The organism is Thermotomaculum hydrothermale (genome assembly GCF_016592575.1).
GTDB lineage: Bacteria > Acidobacteriota > Holophagae > Thermotomaculales > Thermotomaculaceae > Thermotomaculum > Thermotomaculum hydrothermale.
This window is the reverse complement of sequence record NZ_AP017470.1, coordinates 1,120,748-1,142,916: the sequence shown is the minus strand read 5'-3', so window position 1 is coordinate 1,142,916 and position 22,169 is coordinate 1,120,748. Positions and strand designations below refer to the sequence as shown.

Here is a 22,169-nt window from a genome sequence, read left to right as displayed (position 1 = left end):
ATTAAAAAGAAAAATCAGCCTCCTGAATAGGAGGCTTTTTTATTTTAAAAGAATTTATCAAATGAAGAAAAGAATTCATTGATAGTTTTTGCTGCTTTGAATTCTGCCTTTCCGCCGTTTTTTAAGAATAGTGCAAAAGAATAATCAAGTCTTTTATAATTTGCAAATCCCACAATAAATGCATTGAACGGTTTTTTGCCTGCCGTTCCTGTTTTAAGGTAAATTTTAATGTTGTCAACCTTTGCCCTTTTCCCAGTGCCAATAGGAAGTTCAACTGCTTTAAGCATTCCATTGTATAGGGGTTTTATTTTATCATTATATTCAAAAACAGTATTTTCGTTAAAGGTTGAATCTTCAAATAAAGCACAGGTGGGGGTGGTATCTTTCCCGTATCTTGCAATTATTGCTGATGTTTTTAAAAGCCAGTAAGGCGTTACATAGGGTACTTCAATTCCAATTCCAGCTTCAGCAAGGGTATATTTATCTAAAATTTCTTTTTTAACATAGGCCGGGTTAAACTCAAATTCGCATACCTTTACCTTTTTGTTTTTGTCTATGTAGAATTTTGAATACCAGTCCATTAAATCTGTTTTCCCTAATGACAATGCACATTCAGCAAACACAAGGTTGCATGATTCTGCAAGTGCCTCTTCAACAGACGGGATTTTGCCGTGCTTTTTCCAGTCATAGAATGCTTTCCCGTCTATGTTTAATGGTTTTATGCAATAGAAGGGAAATTTTACATCGTTTCTGTTTTCTTCAAGATAACCTGTAAGAGTGATTAATTTAATAACAGAGCCAGGCTCAAAATAGTCTGTGAATGGGTCAACACCATTTGCTACCATGCAGTAAATAAATCCCGCCTTCTGAACGGCAAAGAAACCTTCCTGCTTGCCTAACATTGTTTCAGCGTATTCCTGCATTCTTTTGTTAATAGAAGATTTGTAAATCTTTAAAAAATCTCTTTTTGCAGGGAAATGTTTTTCTAAAAATTTCATTCCCCTGTAAACACACCTGTATTTCTTTGTTTTCATATTATAGTAAAGCAGGTTTTCAATTACAGGAACTTCTCCGCTTTTATACATATTTGCAAACTTTTTATCCTTCTCAAGATAGGGCTTTGCTTGCTCAAATTCACCATTGTTAAAAAGATAGAGAGCATTAAAGTAAGGTAATTCTGGTTTTTCTTTTTTTGAATTTATGTATTCCATTAAGGATTTAAATCTATCTATTAAATTATTTTCTATAAGTTTAGCAAGGATTGTTTTATAACTTGATGAATAAAGTTTTTTATCAAACGGTTCAACCTTTTTACCGTTTAAAATCTGCCATACATTGTTTACCTCTTCTGTGTATGACGGAAAGAATTTTATTAACCTCAGTATTTTAACCTGTTTTTCTGGATTTTTTAGATTTTCAAGGTTTTTGGTCGCTTTGTATGAAAGGTATAGCCCGCTTGCCGCCCAGACGATAATTAAAACGACAATAAATTTTAAAACAGGTCTTTTTTTCTTTTTTTTAGCTCTTAGTATTGACATTTACACCTCCGATATTTTTATTTTTTGAGATATTTTTGCATTCAAAATTTTTGCAGCATTGTTTTGAGGAGAAGCAATTTCCAGTAAGCCTTTACTCCCATTTGAGATAAATAGGTCGTATCCTTTTAGCTTTGCCTCTTCAAAGCTATTTGCAAAGTGGGATATTGTCTTTCCGTTTACTTCAATCTTAATTTTTTCAAAGAGTTTGTCTGAAATGTTAGTAATAATATTGCCAAAGTTGTCAATGTGGAGAATTTCTCCTCTGTCTAACTGATTTAAACTTTTAACCTCTTCTAACTCTAACAAAGTGCTTAAGTTTTCAATTCTTTCAAAAAAATCTCCTCTTCCCTGATAGAGGTATGCTGCAGCAGGGGCAAAAATATCTCTACCGTGAAAAGTGTTGCTAATTGATTTTGTAATGGGGTTTTTAACATTTTTTATCCTGTAAACAATTCCATTTTGTGCAAAGCTTAGTATTCCATTATCAGGTGTTATAAACCACCTTTCTTCAAACCTGACACAAACCTCAGCCCTTTCTCCCCCGACTCCAGGGTCAACAACTGCAACAAATATTGTGTTTTTGGGGAAAAATTTGTATGAGTATTTTAAAAAAAATTGCCCGTGTTTTATGTTTCCAGATTCAACAAAGTGTGTTAAATCTATTATTTCAACAGACGGTTCAATGTATTTTATAGCTGCTTTCATCTCAGCAACATATTCATCTTTTAGCCCGAAGTCAGTTAAAAGCACAATCATGAAAAAATCCCCCTTTTATAGGGGGATTATAGCAGATTAACCTGTTTACTTTAAGTTATTTAATCATTGTCACCGCAAATATGTAGTCAACATTGTTGTCACCGCTTATCCCTATTATTAGAGGGTCATTTGGAGATATGCTGTAAGAGGACTGAATAATTTTCCATTTTTTGTAAACATCTTGTGACGGAATTGGTTTGTCTTTATAATATGCCTGGACTTTTTCTTTGGTAATTTTATACACGGTAAAATCGTAAAGCCCTATTTTATTTCCGTCTTCTGTAAGAAAAAAGGTTATCTGAAACTGGGTGCCATAATCAGGGTCTTTGAGGCTTACCATAACGCTTTTACCTGTTTTGCTTGTTATAAAAGCGTTTGCAAGGATTTCGGCACCATAAATATTTATTTTTTCAAGTTTGTTAACAAGGCTTTTAGGGAGTTTTTTAATATCCCCTTTTTCTTTTGACTCGGTCAAAATGTAAATCTTTAAATTCACAGGAATTCCCTTTACATCAAACTTGTTTATAAACCTTTTAATTTTGTCAATTGTTACATTTGTTGCTGTAACTATAATTGCATTGTTTTTCTTGTCAAAAGTAAAGAATGCATTTCCTGAATAATCTGTATCAATTATTGTTTTAATTGTCTCTTCTATAGGCTTTGTAAAGCTTATATGCCTGAGTTTAATTACCTCTGTTTGAAGCCTTGCGGGAATTTCTTTATCTTCTGAGAAAGAGTATATCCCGTTTAAAAAGGTTGTTAACACAAGCAGGAAAACCAAAAATCTTTTAATCATTTCTTCCTCCTAATATTTTAATCATATAGATATTGTCACCTACTTTGTTTACCCTTGTTTTAAGTTTTCCGTCTATAAAAACCACATCCTTTATTATTGGGGATGAGAATTGTACGGTGCGGATAACAGGAGTTGTTATTTTTATTGTTTTATTTTTTTGTTTTCCAGAGAGGAAAATGATAAATGCAATAAAAAAACTTGCAGCAATTGCAATAGCAAGTTTATTAAACATACTAAACTTTAGGAATGTTTCTTTTTTAGTTTCTTTAAATTCAATATTCAAAGGGGTTGCTTTTTCAAATTCTTCCTCAAAAAATTCAGAAAGGCTTTCTTCTATTTGTTTTTCCAATCTTAAAGTATCTGTGCATTCTTTGCATAAAGCTATATGCTTTTCAATTTCAATTTTTTTATTTTCATCAAGTAAGCCTTTTAAATACAGTGGAATTAGTTTTTGAATCTCTTTGCAATTCATAATGCCCTCGCATAATCTGGATAGTTTTTAATAATAAAGTTTTTAATCTTGTTCCTTCCGTTCATAAAGTGGTTTCTAACTGTTGAGTCTGAAATATTCATAATTTCTCCCACCTCCTTTGATGAGAAGCCTTCAAAGGTTAAAAGAGAGATAACCATTCTCTCCTGCCGGTTGAGGATTTTCATTGCCTCTTTAATAATCTTTTTCCTGTCCATGCTTTCAATTCTGTTGTTTATCTCTTTTAATGGTATATTTTCAATCTCTTCTGTATTTTTTCTGGAATTCAATATGTCAAAACACACATTTTTAACTATCTGGAAAAGGTATGCTTTTAAATTCCTGTTTGCATCAAGCCTGTTTCTTGCTTTATAAAACTTCATAAATCCCTCTTGCACTGCGTCTTTAGCGTCTTCCCTGTTCATTAAAATAGAGTAAGCAAAAGAAAACGCTGTTTTCTCATTCTCCTTAAAAAACTTTTCAAAATCTTCTTCACGAAACAATTCTGGCGCTTTTTCTCTTTCCATTTAGCTTCCTTAACTGTACTTACATTTAATATACAGAGGATTATTTGATTTTGTCTACTAATTTTCCCTGATATGAATCACGTTTTATTAATTCTTTTTCAATTAGTGTTGAAGGTTTGTGGTGGAATTTCCCCCATTCAGGGGCAATTAGGGTGGAGTGGTTATCAGCCCTTGCTGAAAGCCTATGGATAACAATTCTGAAGGGGATTCTCTCCAAAAAATCTGTTACAAGGTTTACATAAAAATCAAGTTCTATTGGTTTTAATTCTCCGCTTAAATAAAGTTTTTCCATCCCTGTATTTTTTAATATATTTAACTGGTGAAATTTTACTCCATCAAGTTTGTAATCTAAAAATAGTTTATGAGAATTTAGCATCTCTTTCCTTGTCTCTGTTGGAAGTCCAAATATGAGGTGTGCAACAATGTGTAAATCAGGGTATTTCTCTGCTTTTTTTAAGAATTTTATAGTATCTTTTACTGTGTGTCCCCTTTTTATAATTTCAAGCACTCTATCTGTTGTGCTTTGAATTCCAAGATCAAGGATGACCAATTTTTCCCTTGATAAATCCCCTAAATAGTCAAGGAGTTTGTCTTCAACACAGTCTGGCCTTGTTCCAATAGCAATACCAACCGCATCAGGAAGGTTTAATACTGCTTCATACCTTTTTACACAGGTTTGAAAGTCTGCATAGGTATTGGTAAATGATTGAAAATATGGGATGAATTTGTTTATCTTCAACTTTTCCTTTAAAATTTTTCTACCTTTTAAATACTGGTTTTGTAAGTCAAGGGTTATGTCAATATGTCTTGCGCCACTCCCCCTCTCATCACAGTATAGACAGGGAGTCTTTCCCTTTTTCCCGTCTCTGTTTGGACAGGTAAATCCTCCGTCAACGGTTATTCTGTAAACCTTTTCTCCAAACCTTTGTTTTAAAAAGTCTGAAAACTTATTGTATCTTTTTAAGTTTTTCATCCCAGTGCTCATTTGCCTTTTTCAAAAACATGTCAATAGGGATTAAAGGTTTTTCCCAGCTTTCTATTATTTTTTTCTCAACATGGCCATTTTTTACCAATTGGTATCCTGCTTTTTCCACGCTTTTTAAAAATTTGTAAATTATAGGTTTTAACAATATGTGGTCAGCACTTAACAATTCTCCTTGAGTCCTGAAAATCTTTAAAAGAAGCTTAGCGTTTAATTCTCTTGCAAGCCTCTCTGAAAAGTGCTCTAAAACCTGAAATTGAGAGTATTCTGGATAGCCACAGTTTGATATAAAGACAAAATCAGGGTACTTTTCATACCTTGGTATATGCTTTGTTTCACCGTTAACCCTCTCAAAATGGGGTTTAACTATTGGAAGCAGTCTCTCAAAGAATTTCTTTAAAATAGAGGATACTGAATCAGTGTACAGTGGTGTTGCAAGTACAACTATATCTGAAGACATAAACTTTGGAATTAATTGGTCCATTTCGTCTCTCTGAATACATTTCCCCGGGGTTTTTGTCCAACAGTGAAAACACCCCATACAGTGATTGATTTTTTTAGATGCAAGAAAAATATTTTCTATTTTTGCTCCTGCTTTTTCACATCCTTTTAAAAAAGCTTTGACTATTCTATGTGTATTTCCTGTAAACTTTCTTGGACTGCCGTTGAACACTGTAATTTTCATTACTCCCCCTAAAATCTTTTAAGATATTTTAACTTATAAAAAGAATTTTTAATAAAAAATGTATTTCTTGTGGAAAACCTTGAACACACTTGCCATTGGTAGGTATAATTATTAAACAAAAAATGCAATTTATAGTAAATAAAGAAGATATTTTTATGAACATTATTTTGTGCACTATGATAAAGTGACTGTTTTATAAAGGATTTTTTATTTTTAAACAATGTTTTCCACAGGTTTTTTCACAAAAACTGTTAATTTTTTGTTAAGTTATTTTTTAGCGCAATTCTCACAGATACCGTATACGTTCAATTCAAGTTCACTAATTTTTCCAGGAATTTCTTTAAAACACTGTTGAATTATTTGATTATCACAGGGCTCAATATCATAAATGTTATGACATGATGTGCATATAAAATGACTGTGATTGTATATGGTGATTTCATAGAATGCTTTATCTTTTTGAGGGTTTATTTCCCTTAAAACACCTTTTTCATAAAGGTTATGAATGTTTTTGTAAACAGTTGCAATTGAGATAGAAGGGTATTGTTTTTTAACCTGATTATAAATATCATCAATTGTTGCATGACCCTTTTCTTTGATTACCTCAAGAATTAAAATTCTCTGAGGGGTAATCTTTAAATTTGCTTTTTTTAAGATGTCTTTTACATTAATGTTTGAAAGTGTTGTTTGCATGATATACTCCTTTAAATTCATTTCCTTAATTAATATAATAAAAAAATTAGTTTTTTGCAAATAATTTTTTTAATTTGAGAAAAAATGAAAAAAATAAAAAATATTTGTTGACAAAAATTGTTATTTAGATTAAATTTATATGCGGGAGGTTAAAATGGCTTGTTCAAAAGGGATTAAAAAAATTGAAGAAAAAAAAGAAGTAAAGAACGAAGTTGCCGAACAAAAAAAATTAAGGAGGTAGTTATGGCAAACATGGTTTTAAAGGAATTACCGAAATTTGAGATGATGGCTTTTAATGCAGAAACAGGGAAATTTGTTAAGGTTTCTGACGAACAGTACAGGGGGAAATGGGCTGTAATATGTTTTTATCCAGCTGATTTTACCTTTGTATGCCCGACTGAGATTGCTGCAATGAATGCTAAACTTGACGAATTAAGAAGTCTTGGTGTTGAAGTGCTTGCAATTTCAACTGATACTCACTATTCACATAAGAGATTTGTTGAAACCGAACCTTTACTTAAAGGCTTAAAGATGACCATTGGTGCTGACCCAACTGGAGAGGTTTCAAGGGCTTTTGGCGTTTATATTGAGGGTGAAGGAGTAGCTTTAAGGGGAAGGTTTATAGTTAACCCTGATGGAATAATTGTGGCAGAAGAGACAATTGCTCCTGCTGTTGGTAGAAATGTAAACGAATTAATCAGACAGATTAAAGCATGGCAGCATGCATATAAAACAGGGGAAGTAACTCCTGCAAACTGGAGACCTGGTAAAAAGACACTTCCTGTTAACACAGACGAAGAAAAGATGACAGGAAGAGTAGGGGATTATGTAACTATTGAAGAAATACTTTCATAAAGGTTTGTTACTTTAAGTTTTAGAGGGGCTTAATGCCCCTTTTTTTATTGAGATTTTTGTAATTTTAAAGCTTGTGTTATACTTTTCTATAAATAGAGGTGAGGTTTTAAATGTTATTTGATTTAAAAGAAAATAATTTGATAAAGCTTTTTTTAAGATTTTTAGGACCTGGTTTTTTAATAACTGTAGGTTTTATTGATCCTGGAAATTGGGCAACAAATATTTCTGGTGGTGCTGAATTTGGTTATCAACTGCTCTGGATTATAACTTTAAGTACATTGATGTTAATATTAATTCAAAGTATTTCTGCCCGGATAGGAATTTCAACTGGTAAATCACTTGCTGTAAACATTAAGGAAAATTTTTCAAAACCTGTTTCAGCAGTAATTGGATTTACAATTGTTTTGGCATGTGTTGCAACAGATGTTGCAGAACTTTTAGGAGGTGCAATTGGATTTAAGTTGCTTTTTCATTTTCCTCTCTGGCTTGGGGCAGTTCTAACAGTTGCAATTGAGGTGTTTTTTATTGTTACTCAAAGGTATCACCGGCTTGAAAAAATAATAATTTTATTTCTTGGAATTATTGCTTTTTGTTATGTCATAGAACTTTTAATAGTAAATCCAGATTGGAGTAGGGTTGCTTCATCGCTTTTTATTCCTAAAATAAGCGGTAAAAGTATTTATATAGCAATGGGGATACTTGGGGCGGTTGTTATGCCTCACAACATCTTTTTACATTCAAATGTAATTCACAGCAGAGAGTGGGGGGAGAGTGAAGAAGAGAAGAAAAAACTTTTAAAATTTGAAAAGATAGATACCACTATTTCAATGTTGCTTGGTTGGGTGGTAAATTCAGCAATGATAATTGTTGCAGCAGCAGTTTTTTTTAAGTATGGAATTAAAGTAGATAGCATAGAGCAGGCTTCTCAGACCCTTTATCCACTTGCCGGGAATTTAGCTGGTCTTTTATTTGGTATTGCACTTCTATTTGCTGGAATTTCTTCTTCTATTACCTCTTCAATGGCTGAAGTTAATGTAATAACAGGCTTTTTGGGAAAGCCAGAAGATCCACGGACAAAACTTTACAAATTGGCAACATTTATAACTGCTATTCCGTCACTTTTCATAATTTTACTTGGTTTAGACACATTTAAGATACTTATTTTCAGCCAGGTTGTTTTAAGTGTGCAACTTCCATTTACATTGATTCCTCTAATTATTTTAAGCAATAACAAAAAAATAATGGGAGGGCTTAAAATAAATAAGTTTGAGCTTATTGCTTCCATCATTGTTTCAGCAATTGTTATTTGTTTGAATGTTTATCTTTTGTATGCAACCTTATTTATAGGAGAGGTATAAAATGTCATTGTATAAAAAGATTTTATTGCTTTTAGATTGTTCTAAAGTAGATGAGGTAATTATTGACCATGTTTTAAAACTTTCTCAAATACATAAATCAAGTGTTCATCTTTTCCATGTTGTGCATGCCCATACACTTGACCAAGAGAGGTATTTGATAGAAAAGACAAAAGAGTGTTTTGAAAAAGCAGAAAATTTTTTTAAAGATAACCAGATAGAAGTAACAAATTCATATAAACTTGGTGAACCTGAAGATGAGGTTTTAAAAATAGTAAATGAGGGTAATTGGGATTTAGTATGCCTTGCAACCCATGGACACAAGGGAATAAAAGATTTTTTAGAGGGTAGTGTTTCCGATGTTTTAAAGCATAGTACAGATAAACCAATTTTAATGATAAGGGGAAAATTAAAATAGGCTTTGAAAGGTTTATAAATTTTTAAGTCTTTAACTTAACTCTGTTTAAAAAATTTTATTTTGGGTACTGGAGACATGATTTTCTTTGATTTTTTTAAATGGTAAAATATCATATTTAATTGCTCTGAATGGCAGGTCATTTCTATCTTTCTTTTGAAAAGGTTAAATTGTTTTTAGTAATTTGATATAATTTTTTTGCTAAAATTTTGCCACCGTAGCTCAGCTGGTAGAGCATCCCGATTTTAATCGGGAAGGTCAGGGGTTCAAATCCCCTTCATGTCTCGTATTAAAAAGATAAGCTTGTGGGTTTGATATTGGAAATTCCCCTATTAAAAAATAACAAATTGTTGTTAGTAATTTGATATAATTTTTTTGCTTAATTTAAGCCACCGTAGCTCAGCTGGTAGAGCAACTGATTCGTAATCAGTAGGTCAGGGGTTCAAATCCCCTCGGTGGCTCCATTTTTTAAAATCACCAGTTTTTAATTCTGACCATGTAAATATCTTCCGAAAAATTAGACCGTAACTCAGTGGTAGAGCATCCCGATTTTAATCGGGAAGCTCAGGGGTTCAAATCCCCTCGGTGGCTCCATTTTTTAAAATCACCAGTTTTTAATTCTGACCATGTAAATATCTTCCGAAAAATTAGACCGTAACTCAGTGGTAGAGCATCCCGATTTTAATCGGGAAGGTCAGGGGTTCAAATCCCCTCGGTGGCTCCATTTTTTTATTTATTTAAAAATTACTTTTTCTAACAGTTATAAAAAATTAGAGATATTTGGTGTGGGATTCTGGTACAGATTTTAAGCTTTACAATATATTTTGGGGAGTTAAGTTCCTTTTTTTACCACCAGTAAGGGGATACAAGGTCTAATATCTTTTCAACTCTGTCTAAATTTGTTCTGTTTATTTCTTCTTTTCTCGGTATTGGTTCAAATGGATTTTCAGGGTCGTGAATTTCAGGGTTTATTTTCTTGCCTAATATCTTTTCCCATTTTTTTAGAACTCTGTCAGGTAATTTTTCAGGGTATTGCTTCCCTGTGAAAATAGAACACATAATAGACCATATTTTCGCTGAAACTATGTGGTTATAGCCCCCGCCTAATGTTATGAGCATTTTCCCATTTGAGTATTCTTTACTCCATTTAAGAATTTTTTTAAAAATTTCTTCATAATCCCTTGTTGTAAGCATTAAATCAGCAAGAGGGTCTAAATAGTGTGAATCAGCCCCTGCCTGCAATACAATTAAATCTGGTTTAAACCACTTTATTGCCGGGATAAATATCTCTTCAAGCACTTTTAAATAGTTTTCTCCCTCTGTGAATGGTTCTAATGGAATATTAATTGTTGTTGCCTTCCCCATGCTTCTTCCTAATTCATAAGTCCAGCCTGTACCGGGGAAAAGGTATTCCCCTGATTCGTGTAGGGAAATATTTAAAACCTTGTCGTCTGAGTAAAAGATATTCTGCACTCCGTCTGAGTGGTGGGCGTCTATGTCAAGGTAAAGCACATGCAAGCCTTTTAATGTCAATCGCTTTATGGCATAAGCAATGTCGTTGTATAAACAAAAACCTGAAGCGTTATTTTTTTGTGCGTGATGAAGGCCGCCGCCTAAGTTTATTACTATGTTGCATCTGTTTTCATAAATCAATTCAGCACCAAGAGAAGTTCCTGCAACCATAAAGCGGCAGCCTTCTGCCATTTTGGGAAATATTGGGTTGTCGGCTGTTCCAAGCCCGAAAAACTCTGCGTTTTCAATTTCAATTCCATTAGATGCTTTTTCAACAATTGAAATGTATTCTTTGGTATGGATGATTTCAAGTTCTTCTGAATTTACCGGTGCTTCTGGGAAAATTAAATAGTTTTCTCCAATAACTTCTTTTACAAATTCATAAACTAAAAGTGAGCGTAAGGGTGAAAAGGGGTGATTTTCCCCGAAATTGTATAGGAGATAATCTTTGTGGAATACTATTTTACACATGATATTTTAGGCGGCCAGACAACCTCAATTCCTAAATTGCATATTTCTTTTGCCAGAGGCCTGATTTCCATTGTTCCAACTCTGAGAATAAGCCTACTTCTTTTCCCATTTTCAGGGTAGGTTAGTATTGAATGAATGTTTATGTTTTTTTCTGCAAGAAGATTTGCAAGCTTTGCAAGTTGTCCAGGTCTGTTTTCCATTCTTAAATCAAGCCTTCCTGATGGCAGGTTTATACCTATCAGTTTAAGCATTGCATCAAGTATGTCTGAAACAGTGATTAAACCGACAATTTCCCCCCCTTCTATGACAGGAAGACAACCGATTTTTAACTCTCTCATTATTCTTACAGCTTGCTCAACAGGGTCATTTGCGTTTATTGTTTGCACTGGTGAACTCATTACTTTTTTAACTTCATCTTCAGGGTTAAAAGGCTTTTTTGCAAGCCTGCTTGTTGCAAGCCTTAAATCCCTGTCTGTAACCACTCCAACTAATTTGCCGTTTTCAATGACTGGAAGATGCCTTATACCGTTTTTTTGCATAATTTCGTATGCTTCGCACAGTTTGGTGTTTGAATTAATCAATTTAGGGGATTTATTCATTATTTCTTTTACAAGCATATATTCTCCTTTAAAACTCTATTTTTATAAAGCCTGACGGTCTCAATGCCATTTTAATGTCTTTTGCTATAATGCCCTTTTCGCTTAAGGGAATTTTAAGGGAGTATAGCCACGGTATTTCTTCTATCATCTGGGATACTCTCCCGAATATCTCACCAATTTTATTACATTCAGGAAGGTTTAATCTTTCAACTAACTCTTCAATATCTCTTTCTGTGATGGGGGTTATTCTTACAATTGAGTGCCCCTTATGAGTTTCAAGCCTTAACAAAGGGCCAAAGACAGGGTCAGGCTTTACAAACAGGGTGCATTTAAATGCATTAGGATTGTTGCATTGAGGCAGGTTGAAACAGTCAATAATTTCCTTTGCTTCTTCTGGTTTAAGCAAAATCTCAATGTTTTTTTCCTTTTCGTTTATGTATTTTTGGCAGAGTTTTCTTGCCTTATCCCCCTTTGTATCTTCATACCACGCTATTTTCCCCACAGGTTTTTCTATAAATTCAGAGTATTTCACTATTTGAGATAAAGCCTTTGGCGCTGATTCTGGAAATCTGAATGCAGGGAAGGTGTATTCTTCATTCTTTTCTGTGTATTCAGTTTTTAGATTTACAGTGCCGTACATTCCCATTAAGCACAATAAAACAGGTTTTTTGATGCCATTTTCCCTTTCCGCTTCAACAACTCCCTTTTTGATTGATTGAGCAATATCTTCTGGCCCGCAGTTTCCAACACAGGCAAAGCCCACCAATAGAGAATGGACATTTTCTTTAAGCAACAACTCTTTAACAGATTTGGTGTAATCATCAGGTTTTGCAAAGGCACCTAAATTTATTAAATTTTCCTCTTTGATTTCAAGCCCGTTTGCTTCGCTTGAGTCTGCAAATAAAGTGGCAAATCCTGCTGAATTTGCTATTATGCCAACTCCTTTTCCTTGAGGCAGAGGCTGGTGCACAAGAATCATTGCTATGTCAAATAATTCATCTAATGTGTCGGCAACAATTATGCCTGCCTGATGAAATAACGCTTCTGTTTCTTCTTTGCCGCCCCCTGATTTGCCTGTTTTCTCCTCTGCTTTTTTTCTTCCCGCTTTGCTTTTTGCGGTTTTTATGCACAAAATAGGCTTTTTCCTTGACATGTTTCTTGCAATTCTTACAAATTTTCTTGGATTGCCAAATGTTTCAAGGTATAAAATTGCAAGTTTTGTGTTTGAATCTTCATACCAGTATTGAAGCAAGTCGTTGCCAGAAACATCAGCCCTGTTTCCTGCAGAGACATAGGTGGTAAATCCAATTCCTTTTTTTTTTGCATAGTTTAAAATCACAAGCCCCAACGCTGCGGAGTGGGAGAAAAAGCCGGCTGTACCTCTTTCAGGCAGGGTGGGGGCAAGGCTTGCATTCAAATTTACTTCAGGGTGGGTGTTCATTACACCTAAACAACTTGGGCCAATTAGCCTCATACCTCTATTTCTAACAAGGTTTAATAGTTTTTCCTGCCTTTTTTTTCCTTCTTTACCGCTTTCAGCAAATCCTGCACTTACAACAATTAGCCCCTTTGCCCCTTTGTTTGCTGCTTCTTCACTTACCTTAATAACCTCTTTTGCTGGAACTGCAATAACGGCAAGTTCGATTTCTTCAGGTAAATCCTCCACTGATTTGTATGCCTTAACACCGTTTACAGATTCTGCTTTTGGGTTAACAGGGTAAACAGTGCCGGTAAATCCGTTTGAGAGGATGTTTCTAAAAATCATATTTCCTATAGAGTTTTTGTCCCTTGACGCTCCAATTACGGCTATTTTTTTAGGTTTAAGTATTGGCATTAGAGAGTTTGCAACCGCAATCCTTTCCCTCATTGCTGCCTGTTCCCATAGTGAGGCCCCGCCTATTACTGGCAGTTCTATGTGCACTGCATCAGAGTCCCATAATTGATGAACCTTAAAGCCCGAATTTTTGAAAACATTAAGCATTTGCTGATTATCAGGCAAAACCTCTGCAACAAGTTCTATGTATCCGTTTGCTGCGCATATCCCTGCAAGGCGTTCAAGTATTATTGTGCTTATTCCTCTTCCCTGATATTCATCCTGAACTAAAAATGCAACTTCAGCAGAGCGGGAATCCCCCATTGATATAAAATTCCCAAGCCCAATAACCTTTGGTTCAGTTTCTTCGTTGATTATTGCAAGGAGGCAACCGCTTTCAACAAAATCCCCTGTGCATAAATCTTCTATTATATTTTGAGGCACTTCATTAACAGCAGCCATAAACCTCATTCTTAAAGATTCTTTTGATAATCTTTTCATAAATTCAGAAACGAGAGGGATATCCTCTCGCTTTGCAGCTCTAATAAGGATTCCCTCTCCGTTTTTTAAAAGCACATGCTCTTTAAAGGATTTCCCATCGGGAATTATTTTAAACATATTCCCCCTTTAAGCCATTGACTGAATTTGTTTTACTATATCGGGGTTTGCAAGGGTGGTAATATCTCCCACATCCTGTTTATTTGCAATAGCGGCAAGCACTCTTCTCATAATCTTACCAGACCTTGTTTTAGGCATATCCGGAACAATCCATACCTTTCCAGGCTTTGCAATTGGGCCTATTTCTTTTACAAGGGTTTGAGTTATTTTCTCTTCCAATTCTTTTGAGGGGCTAAAGCCAGGTTTTAAGGATACAAATACATGGGGCACTTTTCCTTTGATTTTATCTGCAACAGGAACAACTGCTGCTTCTCCCACCTCTTCAACAAGAAGCACGGCGGATTCTAATTCTTTTGTTCCCAGCCTGTGGCCTGCAACATTAATTACATCGTCAATTCTTCCTAAAATTCTGAAATAGCCGTCTGGCGCTTCAACAGCAGCATCCCCTGCAAAGTATGGCCAGTCTCTCCAGTCTTTGCTTTCTGGGTCTCTGTTAAACCTTCTATAGTATTGATTAACAAACCTTTCATCATCTCCCCAGATTGTAAGCATTCTTCCAGGCCATGGGTTTCTAATAACAATATTTCCTGCTTTGTTTGAGCTTGCTTCAAGTTGATTTCCATTGTCGTCTAATATTGCAGGGTAAATCCCAGGTGCTCCAGGGCCTGCGCTTCCAGGTTTCATTGCGTGGATTGCAGGTACAGTTGTGCACAAAAATCCGCCTGTTTCTGTTTGCCACCAGGTATCAATTATTACAGCCTCTTCCTTGCCAACAACATGGTAATACCATTTCCATACCTCAGGTTCAATAGGCTCACCAACTGTTACCATAAGTTTAAAGTGATAATTAAATTTTTTAGGTTCGTCAGGCCCAAGCCTTCTTAAAGCCCTGATTGCAGTTGGTGATGTGTGGAATATGTTTACTCCCAACTCCTCAGCAATTCTCCATGGCCTTGCTGCATCAGGATAAGTTGGTACTCCCTCAAATATTACACTTGAAGCACCAAGCGCAAGGGGGCCATAGACAATATATGAATGGCCTGTTATCCAGCCGATATCTGCCATGCACCAGTAAACATCTTCAGGTTTAATGTCAAGGATGTACTTTGATGTACCTGTAACATAGGATAAGTATCCGCCAATTGAGTGCTGTGCCCCTTTTGGTTTTCCTGTTGTTCCTGATGTGTACATTAAAAATAAAGTTCCTTCTGATGGCAAAATTTCAGGTTCAATTTCTCTGTGATAGTAATCTTTCAAAACATCGTTTACAATAAAATCTCTCCCCTCCACAAGTGGTGTTTCGCTTGAGTATTTGCCGGGGTATCTCTGCCAGATTAAAACCTTTTCAACCTCCTGTCCCATCTCTTTTGCCATATTGCAAGCAATGTCTGCTTTCTTCTTGTGGTCTAAAAGTTTTCCATTTCTGTAATATGAATCCATTGTTATTAAAACCTTGCTTTTCGCATCAACAATTCTGTCTGCGCATGCCTTTCCTGAAAATCCTGAGAAAACCTGTGAATGAATTACCCCTAACCTTGCGCATGCAAGCATTACTATTGGTAATTCAGGTACCATTGGCATGTGAAGGGTAACTGTATCACCAGCCTTTAACCCGCAGAAATCTTTTAGAAGTGCGGCAAATTCATTTACCCTTCTGTACAATTCCTGGTAAGTAATATGCTGAATTGGCTCATCTTCTGGCTCGGGGATATAGTGCAATGCTGCTTTATTTTTGTATTTGTCAAGGTGTCTATCCAGACAGTTATAACATGCGTTGAGTTTTCCTCCTACAAACCATTTAAAGAAGGGTGGGTTGTTTGTATCCAATGTGGTGTGCCAGTATTCGTACCAGTCAAGTAAATCAGCATACTCTTTAAAGCAGTTTGGAAAATTCTTCTCTCCAAATTTCTCAAGGATTTTTTCATCAGTCATATTTGCCTGTGCTATAAAATGTGTTTTTGGATAGTAATAATCCTCTTCCTTCCAGTGAACGGCAATTTGAGCTTCAGTAATACCATCATTTTTTTTAAAATCTGCCATATCCCCCTCCTGAAAAAATAATTTTAATTACACTTATCAAATAACTTTTTTTAGATTTAACTTGATTTTATTTTAAATAAAAAACATTTCTGTTGCAAGGTGAAACATAAGAACAAAATAGATTATAGGTTTATCCTGTTTTAAATTTAAGGGAATTTATGTATAATCAATTTATAAAAAACAAGGTGAAGGTTATGAGTGAGTTAAATTGGATAAGGGCTAAAGAGTTTGCAAAAATAGCAAAAGTGTTTAGCACTCCTTTAAGGGTGTATATTGTTGGGTTACTTGAAAAAAGAGAGTATTCTGTAGGAGAGTTAGCAGAAACTTTGGGAATAAAAATGCCGACCCTTTCCAAACACCTTTCAATATTGAGAGATGAGGGGATAGTAAAGGTTAGGAAAGATGCTCAAACCTCTTATTACAGTTGTGAGTGTACTTGTTTATCAACATTCCATTCCTGCGCTATTTCAATTGCAAAGAAAAGCCTTGAAGAAAGGAAAAAGATTTCAGAGATTTAATTTTTTCTTGACATATTTTGCTATTTGGTTAAATTGTAAAATAGAGGTGTTTATGAAGGAAAAAGAAAAATTCAAAAGTGAATTATTAGCAAACATTATGAAGGCGTTGGCTCACCCCACAAGGGCTTTTATCGTTCTTGAACTTGAGAGAAAAGAGCTGTGTGTTTGTGATTTGACGGAGAAAATAGATGCTGATGTCTCTACTGTTTCAAAGCATCTATCTGTTTTAAAAAAAGCAGGGATAGTCAAAAGTGAAAAGAGAGGATTGCAGTTTTTTTATTCTCTTGTTACACCGTGCGTTTTGAACTTTTTTCTCTGTGTGGAGGAGAAGTTAAAGAGAGATTTAAAGAGAAAGTCTGATTTTTTAGAAGAGTAGTTTCTATTTTTTTTCTTATATTTTGTGATTATTTTCATATTAGGAGGTTGTTATGGCATGGTTTGCTGGTGTAAAAAGGAGCGAAATTAACTGGGCACCTTCTATAGACCCTGATAAATGTGTTAAATGTGGAATGTGTATGAATTGCGGTAAAAATGTTTATAAATGGACTAAAAATGGACCTATTGTTCAGAATCCTCTTGACTGTGTAGTTGGGTGCACAACATGTGCTAACCTTTGCCTTGGCGAGGCAATAACCTTTCCTCCGCTACAGGAATTAAAAGAATTTTATAAAAAACATGGAATCTGGTCTAAGGTTAAAAAACAGTTAAAAGAATCTGGTAAAATTTTTTAGCTGAATATTTGGTTATTTTGGAAAATAAATTAATTTTAATTTGACAATTTAGCCAAATAGTAATATATTTAGCTTAAAAGTGAATTAAATCATTATTTAGGGAGCTCTAATGTATAAATTATTACTAAATCAGGGGGTTGGAAAATTAATGCGTTTTGTTATGTTTCTAATTGTTTTTTCTTTCTCTTTTCTTTTATGTGCTTCCGATGGGATAAAAGTATCTACTGATTTTAGTTTAGGGTACAGTTTTCTAAATTCTGATAGGGGAAATTTTTACAGAAACCATTTTGACCTATCAGAAGGGGAGTTGATTGATTATTTAAAGATTAATGTGACAAACAATAAGAAGAATTCATTTTTTGACGAGTTTTATTTTTTTGCAAGTACAGGGGACAGGTTTGACAATGGAAGGCTTGTTAAATTTACGTTAAAGAAGTCATTGAAATGGAGGTTTAAGTTTTACTACAAACAGGATTTTGATTATTTTTATCTCCCAGATTACAACTTTGGCTCAAATAATAGAAACCTTGTAAGAAGCAGATTAAATTTGAGTTTTAACTATAAAGTGAATAGCAATTTAAACCTATTTGCAAATTATACTAAAAATAAAGTTCATGGCTATTTGAACCTTCCCCACCAGGACTGGAGTGATATTTACAACTTATCCTATTTAAAGAGAACAAGCTATGAAGCGTTTGAACTTGGGTTGAATTATAGAATAAACAGATTGAGTATTATTGCAAGCCAGAGTGTTGGTGTGCTTGATAAACCTGTTTTATTAAATAAAGATGTAAACGGACTTGCTCTTAATAATATGACTACAAGTCTTGCAATTAATTCAGCAGGGGAAAACACCAGCGATTTGAATACAAGTAAACTGCTTATCAATTACAATCTTTCTAAATTAAGTGTTGGGTTATCAATGTATTACACAAATGGTTCAATAAAAAATAATTTAAACAGTAACAAAAGTTTTATTTTTTTAGATGCTGGCTCAAGAAATGATTTTTTTGCAACAGTTTCAGGTAGTGCTGATGCACCTGAGTATATTGCTAACTTTAATTTAACATACATGCCGAGTGACAAACTCACTTTAGGGTATGTTTTAGATTACAACTCTCTAAAAACGGAAAGCAATTTGGCTAAATCTTTAGAGTGGGTGGTTTATGGTGTTTCAGATACACCGGTTTTTTCAACAAATACAAGTTCAATTGAGTATTACTATTACAAGCATCATAGAAATGCCAATAGTTTTTTTATAGACTATAACATTACAAATAATGTAAGTGTAAACATTAAATCTGAGTTTTACAACGATGATTATATTTACCATGACAACAACTATCAAACAGCCAGCAATCATAATGAAATTGGGTTTGATTTAAAATTGTCCAAATTGAGGGTTAAAGCAAGCGTCTTTCATGAATATATAAATGCCCCTATTTTCAGGAATGCAGGAAAGAATAGAAATGGTTATACTTTAAGTGCAAATTATTTGTTAAATGACAGATTAAGTTTTTCTGGAAGTGCAACGCAAATTACAAAAAACAATGACGACGAAAATATTGATTTAAAGGATGATTCCCTCTATTACAACGCATCAATTAACTATTCATACTCAAAAGGTTACTTTTCTCTTGGTTACACAAGAATGGAAATTGATTTCTCAAGCCTTTTGTTTATTAACGAAAACATAAATGTTGATGACAACTACTATGAATTGTCAGAGAATGCCTTTTATTTAAGCGGAACTTATAAATTCAATAGGTTTTTTGCAAGGCTGAGGCTTTACTACTACGACGATAGTGGTGACAGTTTCCCCCTTCAAAACTGGGAATGCTTTGCAGATTTAACATACACTGTTAACAAATGGCTTTCTATCTGGTTAAAGGGGACTTACCTTGATTATTCTGAAGATAAACAGAGCATTTACAACTACAACATAAACCAGATAGCTTGCGGACTTAGAATAATTAAATAGGAGATTTTTATGAAAAAGATAAAGTTTTGTTTTGCAATTTTAGCAATTGTTTTGACTCCCTATATTTTAAAGGCAAATGTAGGGAGCGAAACCTGTATTGAGTGTCACGACGATATTGAGCAACCTATTTTACACACTCCGCACAATGAAAAGAATGGGGTAAGCTGTGAAGATTGTCATGGAAGTGGGGACAGGCATGCAGATGACCCTTCAACCGAGAACATAAACACTTTTAAAGGTGTATCACCAAAAAAAATAAACCAGATTTGCTTGAAATGCCATAGTTCTTTTAACTATTCTCACTCAAGTCACTTTTCTAAAAACAAAAGTTGTTTAAGTTGTCACACAATGGCACACACAGGCAAATATTTGGAAGGTAAGAAAAAGCCGTCTGAGAAGCTTTTAATAACTTCAAATTCCAAACTTTGTTTAAATTGCCACAAAGAATTAAACGCCAAAATAAATATGCCTTATCACCATCCAGCTGGTGAGTATTCAAACCTTTGCTTAAACTGCCACAACCCTCATGAAACTTATAGAGAACTAAGGACTCATTTAATTAAAAAGAAGTGTGAGAAATGCCATGCTGAAAACAAAGGACCTTATATTTTCCCTCACCTTGCCAATGAAAGAAAAGGCTGTATTGAGTGCCACGACCCCCACGGTTCAAACAATGCTAATTTGTTGAGATTTAATTCAACGAGGCTTCTTTGTTTATCCTGTCATGCTGATGCACCGGCATTTCATAACCAGTGGGATATAAGGTACAGAAACTGTACTGCATGTCACAATGCTATCCATGGCTCAAACACAAATAAGTATTTTATGGAGTAATTCTTTAACAAATAGGAGGCTTTATGAAAAAAACGGTAATTTTGCTGGTAATGATTTTTTTTGCCAGCATGGTCTGTGCGGCTAATCGGTTTAATACTGTAAGCGGTGAGCAAATGGTTATCAAACACAAAAAGATTGAAGACCCGGAGACCGTGCGTCAAAGAATGAATACTCCCTATGTTAAGAAGATAATTGAAAAATTAAGAAAAGAATTGGCGAAGAATGGAAAGACGAAAGATAATGAGGAAAGAACCTATGTTGGTTCAGAATACTGTCTTGCCTGCCATACTGAATATTCAACATGGAAAGACACAAATCACGCAAGGACATTGAGAGTGCCAAAGGTTGAAAATTCAATGATTGAAGGAAAGGGCGTTATAGCTGATTACAACCAAAACGGTATTGACGATTTTGTTGAAGGGCTTGATTTCAATGAAATCTCATCTCCATTTGACCCATATAAACCCTATGCCCCCAAGCTTTCTGTAAAAGACGGTGTTTATACAATTACTATTGGAGATGTTGATTTGCCTGTTGTAATGGTAAACGGGGGGATGCAGCAGTGGAGAGAAAGATATATTGTAAGGATTCCTGCAACAGACAGTCCGACAGGTTACTCTCTTGATACATACTTTTCTGTTGTTCAGTACAATTTAGCACCTCATGCTTATGAAGCTTACAAGGCAAAAGCGTGGTACAAGCCAGACGGAACTCCAAAAATTCATAATGGCATGACTCTCTCTGAAATTGCATCTGTAATGAAGCCATCTTTTTCTAAAAACTGTATAGGTTGTCATACAACAGGGATAAGGCATTTAGGTAAATGGTCAGACGGTGAATGGGAGTATCAGCCTTTTCCTGCGACACTATATAACCCTGATGACCCGTATTACCTTGATTATGACAACGATGGAATAAAGGATATTTTAAATGTTGGCTGTGAAGCCTGCCATGGCCCTGGTTCTGCACATATTTTAGGTGGTGGAGACCCTACAAAAATTGTAAATCCAGACAAACTTGACCCAAATAAGGCAAATGAAACATGCGGAAGGTGCCATAACAGGGTAAGGTCTGTCCCCAATAAAACATTTAACTGGCCTTACAATGATTCAGAAGATAAAGAGTGGAATATAGCTTTAAATGAGCCTCTGCAGGATTATTATATTAATGCAAATGAGTTCTGGCCTGACGGTGTTTCATCTTACGAACACAATCAGCACTATTCAGAGTTAAACAGGTCTAAGCATGTTCAAAATCCTTATCATGTTTTAAGGTGCTTTGACTGCCATGACCCGCATGGAAGAGAACAGGATTTTCAGATAGTAACAAGCTTGAATGTGGATGGAGTTGAGATTAAAACAAGTGATAAGGATGATACCCTTTGCCTTGCATGCCATGCATCGCACGGCCCTTTTAAAGATATTACCCCTGAAATGGTTCAGGATTTTGAAAATAATGTTGATGCAATAGGTAAGGTTGTTAGTGCTCACACTCATCACCCCTTTGCGCCGGATAGAACAATGGGGTTGTCAAGGTGCACATTGTGCCATATGACAGCTGTTGCCAATACAAATATTGAATCTGTTTTAAGAGATCACAGTTTTGAGGTAATTCCTCCTGAGAAAACATTAATGTATCAGGACGAAGGGGGAATGCCAAACACCTGCGCAGATAGCTGTCATAACGACAGGGTGAATTTGTGGAAGCTTGGCCTTGACCCAACAGCAACAGTATGGAATGAGGATTTTGATGTGAAGAATGCCACCATACTTAAAAAGTATTTTGGCCCAGAAGGTTTATGGTGGATTTATTCTGTAGATACGGAAAATAATAATAAAAAATAAACCAGACAAAAAGAGAAGTTAACCTCCCTAAAGGGCACGCAAATAGGCGTGCCCTATTTATTTTTTAAAAAATTAATTTTTTTGTTGACAAAAGATTGTTTTGGAATTATGTTAGTTAGTGTTAACTAACTATGGGG

Annotated in this window: 21 protein-coding genes and 2 tRNA genes; 11 read left to right on the top strand and 12 right to left on the bottom strand. The window is 34.8% G+C overall.

Annotated features, from left to right (window positions below; translation table 11 throughout):
- Positions 1-44: 44 nt before the first annotated feature.
- The 8 genes from TTHT_RS05235 to TTHT_RS05200 all read right to left on the bottom strand — a co-directional run bounded on the left by TTHT_RS05235 (position 45) and on the right by TTHT_RS05200 (position 6,446).
- Positions 45-1,538 (bottom strand): penicillin-binding transpeptidase domain-containing protein, encoded by a 1,494-nt coding sequence (locus TTHT_RS05235; RefSeq protein ID WP_201328982.1) that lies wholly within the window; start codon positions 1,536-1,538, stop codon positions 45-47.
- On the bottom strand, positions 1,539-2,294 hold the full coding sequence (locus tag TTHT_RS05230; protein WP_201328981.1) for an SAM hydrolase/SAM-dependent halogenase family protein: 756 nt from the start codon (positions 2,292-2,294) through the stop codon (positions 1,539-1,541).
- 55 nt (positions 2,295-2,349) lie between these two features.
- Complete coding sequence (locus tag TTHT_RS05225; protein WP_201328980.1) at positions 2,350-3,090, bottom strand: secretin N-terminal domain-containing protein; 741 nt, start codon at positions 3,088-3,090, stop codon at positions 2,350-2,352.
- Positions 3,083-3,562: a zf-HC2 domain-containing protein gene (locus tag TTHT_RS05220; RefSeq protein ID WP_201328979.1), complete on the bottom strand. Its 480-nt coding sequence runs from the start codon at positions 3,560-3,562 to the stop codon at positions 3,083-3,085. Before TTHT_RS05220 ends, TTHT_RS05225 begins: the two co-directional genes overlap by 8 nt.
- On the bottom strand, positions 3,559-4,086 hold the full coding sequence (locus TTHT_RS05215) for an RNA polymerase sigma factor (RefSeq protein WP_201328978.1): 528 nt from the start codon (positions 4,084-4,086) through the stop codon (positions 3,559-3,561). The genes TTHT_RS05220 and TTHT_RS05215 overlap by 4 nt, the downstream gene beginning before the upstream one ends.
- Before the next feature lie 40 nt (positions 4,087-4,126).
- A complete protein-coding gene (locus TTHT_RS05210) occupies positions 4,127-5,059 on the bottom strand; it encodes a TIGR01212 family radical SAM protein (RefSeq protein ID WP_201328977.1) in 933 nt (310 codons plus the stop codon).
- Entirely contained in the window at positions 5,034-5,753 is a 720-nt protein-coding gene (locus TTHT_RS05205; protein WP_201328976.1) for a flavodoxin family protein, read from the bottom strand. The genes TTHT_RS05210 and TTHT_RS05205 overlap by 26 nt, the downstream gene beginning before the upstream one ends.
- 267 nt (positions 5,754-6,020) lie before the next feature.
- Complete coding sequence (locus TTHT_RS05200; protein WP_201328975.1) at positions 6,021-6,446, bottom strand: Fur family transcriptional regulator; 426 nt, start codon at positions 6,444-6,446, stop codon at positions 6,021-6,023.
- A gap of 243 nt (positions 6,447-6,689) precedes the next feature.
- On the opposite strand from TTHT_RS05200, the gene TTHT_RS05195 reads away from it, so the two are divergent.
- The 5 genes from TTHT_RS05195 (at position 6,690) to TTHT_RS05175 (ending at position 9,535) form a co-directional block, all read left to right on the top strand.
- On the top strand, positions 6,690-7,301 hold the full coding sequence (locus TTHT_RS05195; protein WP_201328974.1) for a peroxiredoxin: 612 nt from the start codon (positions 6,690-6,692) through the stop codon (positions 7,299-7,301).
- A 110-nt stretch (positions 7,302-7,411) separates the two neighbouring features.
- Positions 7,412-8,659 carry an Nramp family divalent metal transporter gene (locus TTHT_RS05190; RefSeq protein WP_201328973.1) on the top strand — a complete coding sequence of 416 codons (1,248 nt, stop codon included), beginning with the start codon at positions 7,412-7,414 and terminating at the stop codon, positions 8,657-8,659.
- Between the two features lies 1 nt (position 8,660).
- Positions 8,661-9,074, top strand: a complete 414-nt coding sequence (locus tag TTHT_RS05185; RefSeq protein ID WP_201328972.1) for a universal stress protein — start codon at positions 8,661-8,663, stop codon at positions 9,072-9,074.
- 214 nt (positions 9,075-9,288) lie between these two features.
- Positions 9,289-9,354: transfer RNA gene (locus TTHT_RS05180), tRNA-Lys, on the top strand.
- A 105-nt stretch (positions 9,355-9,459) separates the two neighbouring features.
- Positions 9,460-9,535: transfer RNA gene (locus TTHT_RS05175), tRNA-Thr, on the top strand.
- A 382-nt stretch (positions 9,536-9,917) separates the two neighbouring features.
- Here the strand turns inward: TTHT_RS05175 and TTHT_RS05170 are convergent.
- The 4 genes from TTHT_RS05170 to acs are packed head-to-tail and all read right to left on the bottom strand — an operon-like array spanning position 9,918 to position 16,124.
- Positions 9,918-11,054: an acetoin utilization protein AcuC gene (locus TTHT_RS05170; RefSeq protein ID WP_201328971.1), complete on the bottom strand. Its 1,137-nt coding sequence runs from the start codon at positions 11,052-11,054 to the stop codon at positions 9,918-9,920.
- Positions 11,042-11,671: a CBS and ACT domain-containing protein gene (locus TTHT_RS05165; protein WP_201328970.1), complete on the bottom strand. Its 630-nt coding sequence runs from the start codon at positions 11,669-11,671 to the stop codon at positions 11,042-11,044. Before TTHT_RS05165 ends, TTHT_RS05170 begins: the two co-directional genes overlap by 13 nt.
- 10 nt (positions 11,672-11,681) lie before the next feature.
- Positions 11,682-14,084 (bottom strand): bifunctional acetate--CoA ligase family protein/GNAT family N-acetyltransferase, encoded by a 2,403-nt coding sequence (locus tag TTHT_RS05160; protein WP_201328969.1) that lies wholly within the window; start codon positions 14,082-14,084, stop codon positions 11,682-11,684.
- Between the two features lie 9 nt (positions 14,085-14,093).
- On the bottom strand, positions 14,094-16,124 hold the full coding sequence (gene acs, locus TTHT_RS05155; protein WP_201328968.1) for an acetate--CoA ligase: 2,031 nt from the start codon (positions 16,122-16,124) through the stop codon (positions 14,094-14,096).
- Positions 16,125-16,318: 194 nt separating this feature from the next.
- Between acs and TTHT_RS05150 the strand changes: the two genes are divergently transcribed.
- The 6 genes from TTHT_RS05150 (at position 16,319) to TTHT_RS05125 (ending at position 22,032) form a co-directional block, all read left to right on the top strand.
- The gene (locus TTHT_RS05150; protein WP_201328967.1) at positions 16,319-16,642 is read left to right on the top strand and encodes an ArsR/SmtB family transcription factor; all 324 of its coding nucleotides are present in this window, start codon (positions 16,319-16,321) and stop codon (positions 16,640-16,642) included.
- 52 nt (positions 16,643-16,694) lie between these two features.
- Positions 16,695-17,018 (top strand): ArsR/SmtB family transcription factor, encoded by a 324-nt coding sequence (locus tag TTHT_RS05145; RefSeq protein ID WP_201328966.1) that lies wholly within the window; start codon positions 16,695-16,697, stop codon positions 17,016-17,018.
- Positions 17,019-17,070: 52 nt separating this feature from the next.
- Positions 17,071-17,373, top strand: a complete 303-nt coding sequence (locus tag TTHT_RS05140) for a 4Fe-4S dicluster domain-containing protein (RefSeq protein ID WP_201328965.1) — start codon at positions 17,071-17,073, stop codon at positions 17,371-17,373.
- A 109-nt stretch (positions 17,374-17,482) separates the two neighbouring features.
- On the top strand, positions 17,483-19,354 hold the full coding sequence (locus TTHT_RS05135; RefSeq protein WP_201328964.1) for a hypothetical protein: 1,872 nt from the start codon (positions 17,483-17,485) through the stop codon (positions 19,352-19,354).
- Between the two features lie 9 nt (positions 19,355-19,363).
- Entirely contained in the window at positions 19,364-20,188 is an 825-nt protein-coding gene (locus TTHT_RS05130) for a cytochrome c3 family protein (RefSeq protein WP_201328963.1), read from the top strand.
- 23 nt (positions 20,189-20,211) lie between these two features.
- Complete coding sequence (locus TTHT_RS05125) at positions 20,212-22,032, top strand: cytochrome c3 family protein (protein ID WP_201328962.1); 1,821 nt, start codon at positions 20,212-20,214, stop codon at positions 22,030-22,032.
- Positions 22,033-22,169: the final 137 nt, after the last annotated feature.

Coding starts and splice junctions, on each gene's coding strand:
- TTHT_RS05220 (WP_201328979.1), bottom strand. CDS start 3,562: ATGAATTGCAAAGAGATTCAAAAACTAATTCCACTGTATTTAAAAGGC.
- TTHT_RS05200 (WP_201328975.1), bottom strand. CDS start 6,446: ATGCAAACAACACTTTCAAACATTAATGTAAAAGACATCTTAAAAAAA.
- TTHT_RS05210 (WP_201328977.1), bottom strand. CDS start 5,059: ATGAAAAACTTAAAAAGATACAATAAGTTTTCAGACTTTTTAAAACAA.
- TTHT_RS05140 (WP_201328965.1), top strand. CDS start 17,071: ATGGCATGGTTTGCTGGTGTAAAAAGGAGCGAAATTAACTGGGCACCT.
- TTHT_RS05235 (WP_201328982.1), bottom strand. CDS start 1,538: ATGTCAATACTAAGAGCTAAAAAAAAGAAAAAAAGACCTGTTTTAAAA.
- TTHT_RS05215 (WP_201328978.1), bottom strand. CDS start 4,086: ATGGAAAGAGAAAAAGCGCCAGAATTGTTTCGTGAAGAAGATTTTGAA.
- TTHT_RS05150 (WP_201328967.1), top strand. CDS start 16,319: ATGAGTGAGTTAAATTGGATAAGGGCTAAAGAGTTTGCAAAAATAGCA.
- TTHT_RS05185 (WP_201328972.1), top strand. CDS start 8,661: ATGTCATTGTATAAAAAGATTTTATTGCTTTTAGATTGTTCTAAAGTA.
- TTHT_RS05170 (WP_201328971.1), bottom strand. CDS start 11,054: ATGTGTAAAATAGTATTCCACAAAGATTATCTCCTATACAATTTCGGG.
- TTHT_RS05130 (WP_201328963.1), top strand. CDS start 19,364: ATGAAAAAGATAAAGTTTTGTTTTGCAATTTTAGCAATTGTTTTGACT.
- TTHT_RS05205 (WP_201328976.1), bottom strand. CDS start 5,753: ATGAAAATTACAGTGTTCAACGGCAGTCCAAGAAAGTTTACAGGAAAT.
- acs (WP_201328968.1), bottom strand. CDS start 16,124: ATGGCAGATTTTAAAAAAAATGATGGTATTACTGAAGCTCAAATTGCC.
- TTHT_RS05125 (WP_201328962.1), top strand. CDS start 20,212: ATGAAAAAAACGGTAATTTTGCTGGTAATGATTTTTTTTGCCAGCATG.
- TTHT_RS05165 (WP_201328970.1), bottom strand. CDS start 11,671: ATGCTTGTAAAAGAAATAATGAATAAATCCCCTAAATTGATTAATTCA.
- TTHT_RS05195 (WP_201328974.1), top strand. CDS start 6,690: ATGGCAAACATGGTTTTAAAGGAATTACCGAAATTTGAGATGATGGCT.
- TTHT_RS05225 (WP_201328980.1), bottom strand. CDS start 3,090: ATGATTAAAAGATTTTTGGTTTTCCTGCTTGTGTTAACAACCTTTTTA.
- TTHT_RS05230 (WP_201328981.1), bottom strand. CDS start 2,294: ATGATTGTGCTTTTAACTGACTTCGGGCTAAAAGATGAATATGTTGCT.
- TTHT_RS05160 (WP_201328969.1), bottom strand. CDS start 14,084: ATGTTTAAAATAATTCCCGATGGGAAATCCTTTAAAGAGCATGTGCTT.
- TTHT_RS05145 (WP_201328966.1), top strand. CDS start 16,695: ATGAAGGAAAAAGAAAAATTCAAAAGTGAATTATTAGCAAACATTATG.
- TTHT_RS05135 (WP_201328964.1), top strand. CDS start 17,483: ATGTATAAATTATTACTAAATCAGGGGGTTGGAAAATTAATGCGTTTT.
- TTHT_RS05190 (WP_201328973.1), top strand. CDS start 7,412: ATGTTATTTGATTTAAAAGAAAATAATTTGATAAAGCTTTTTTTAAGA.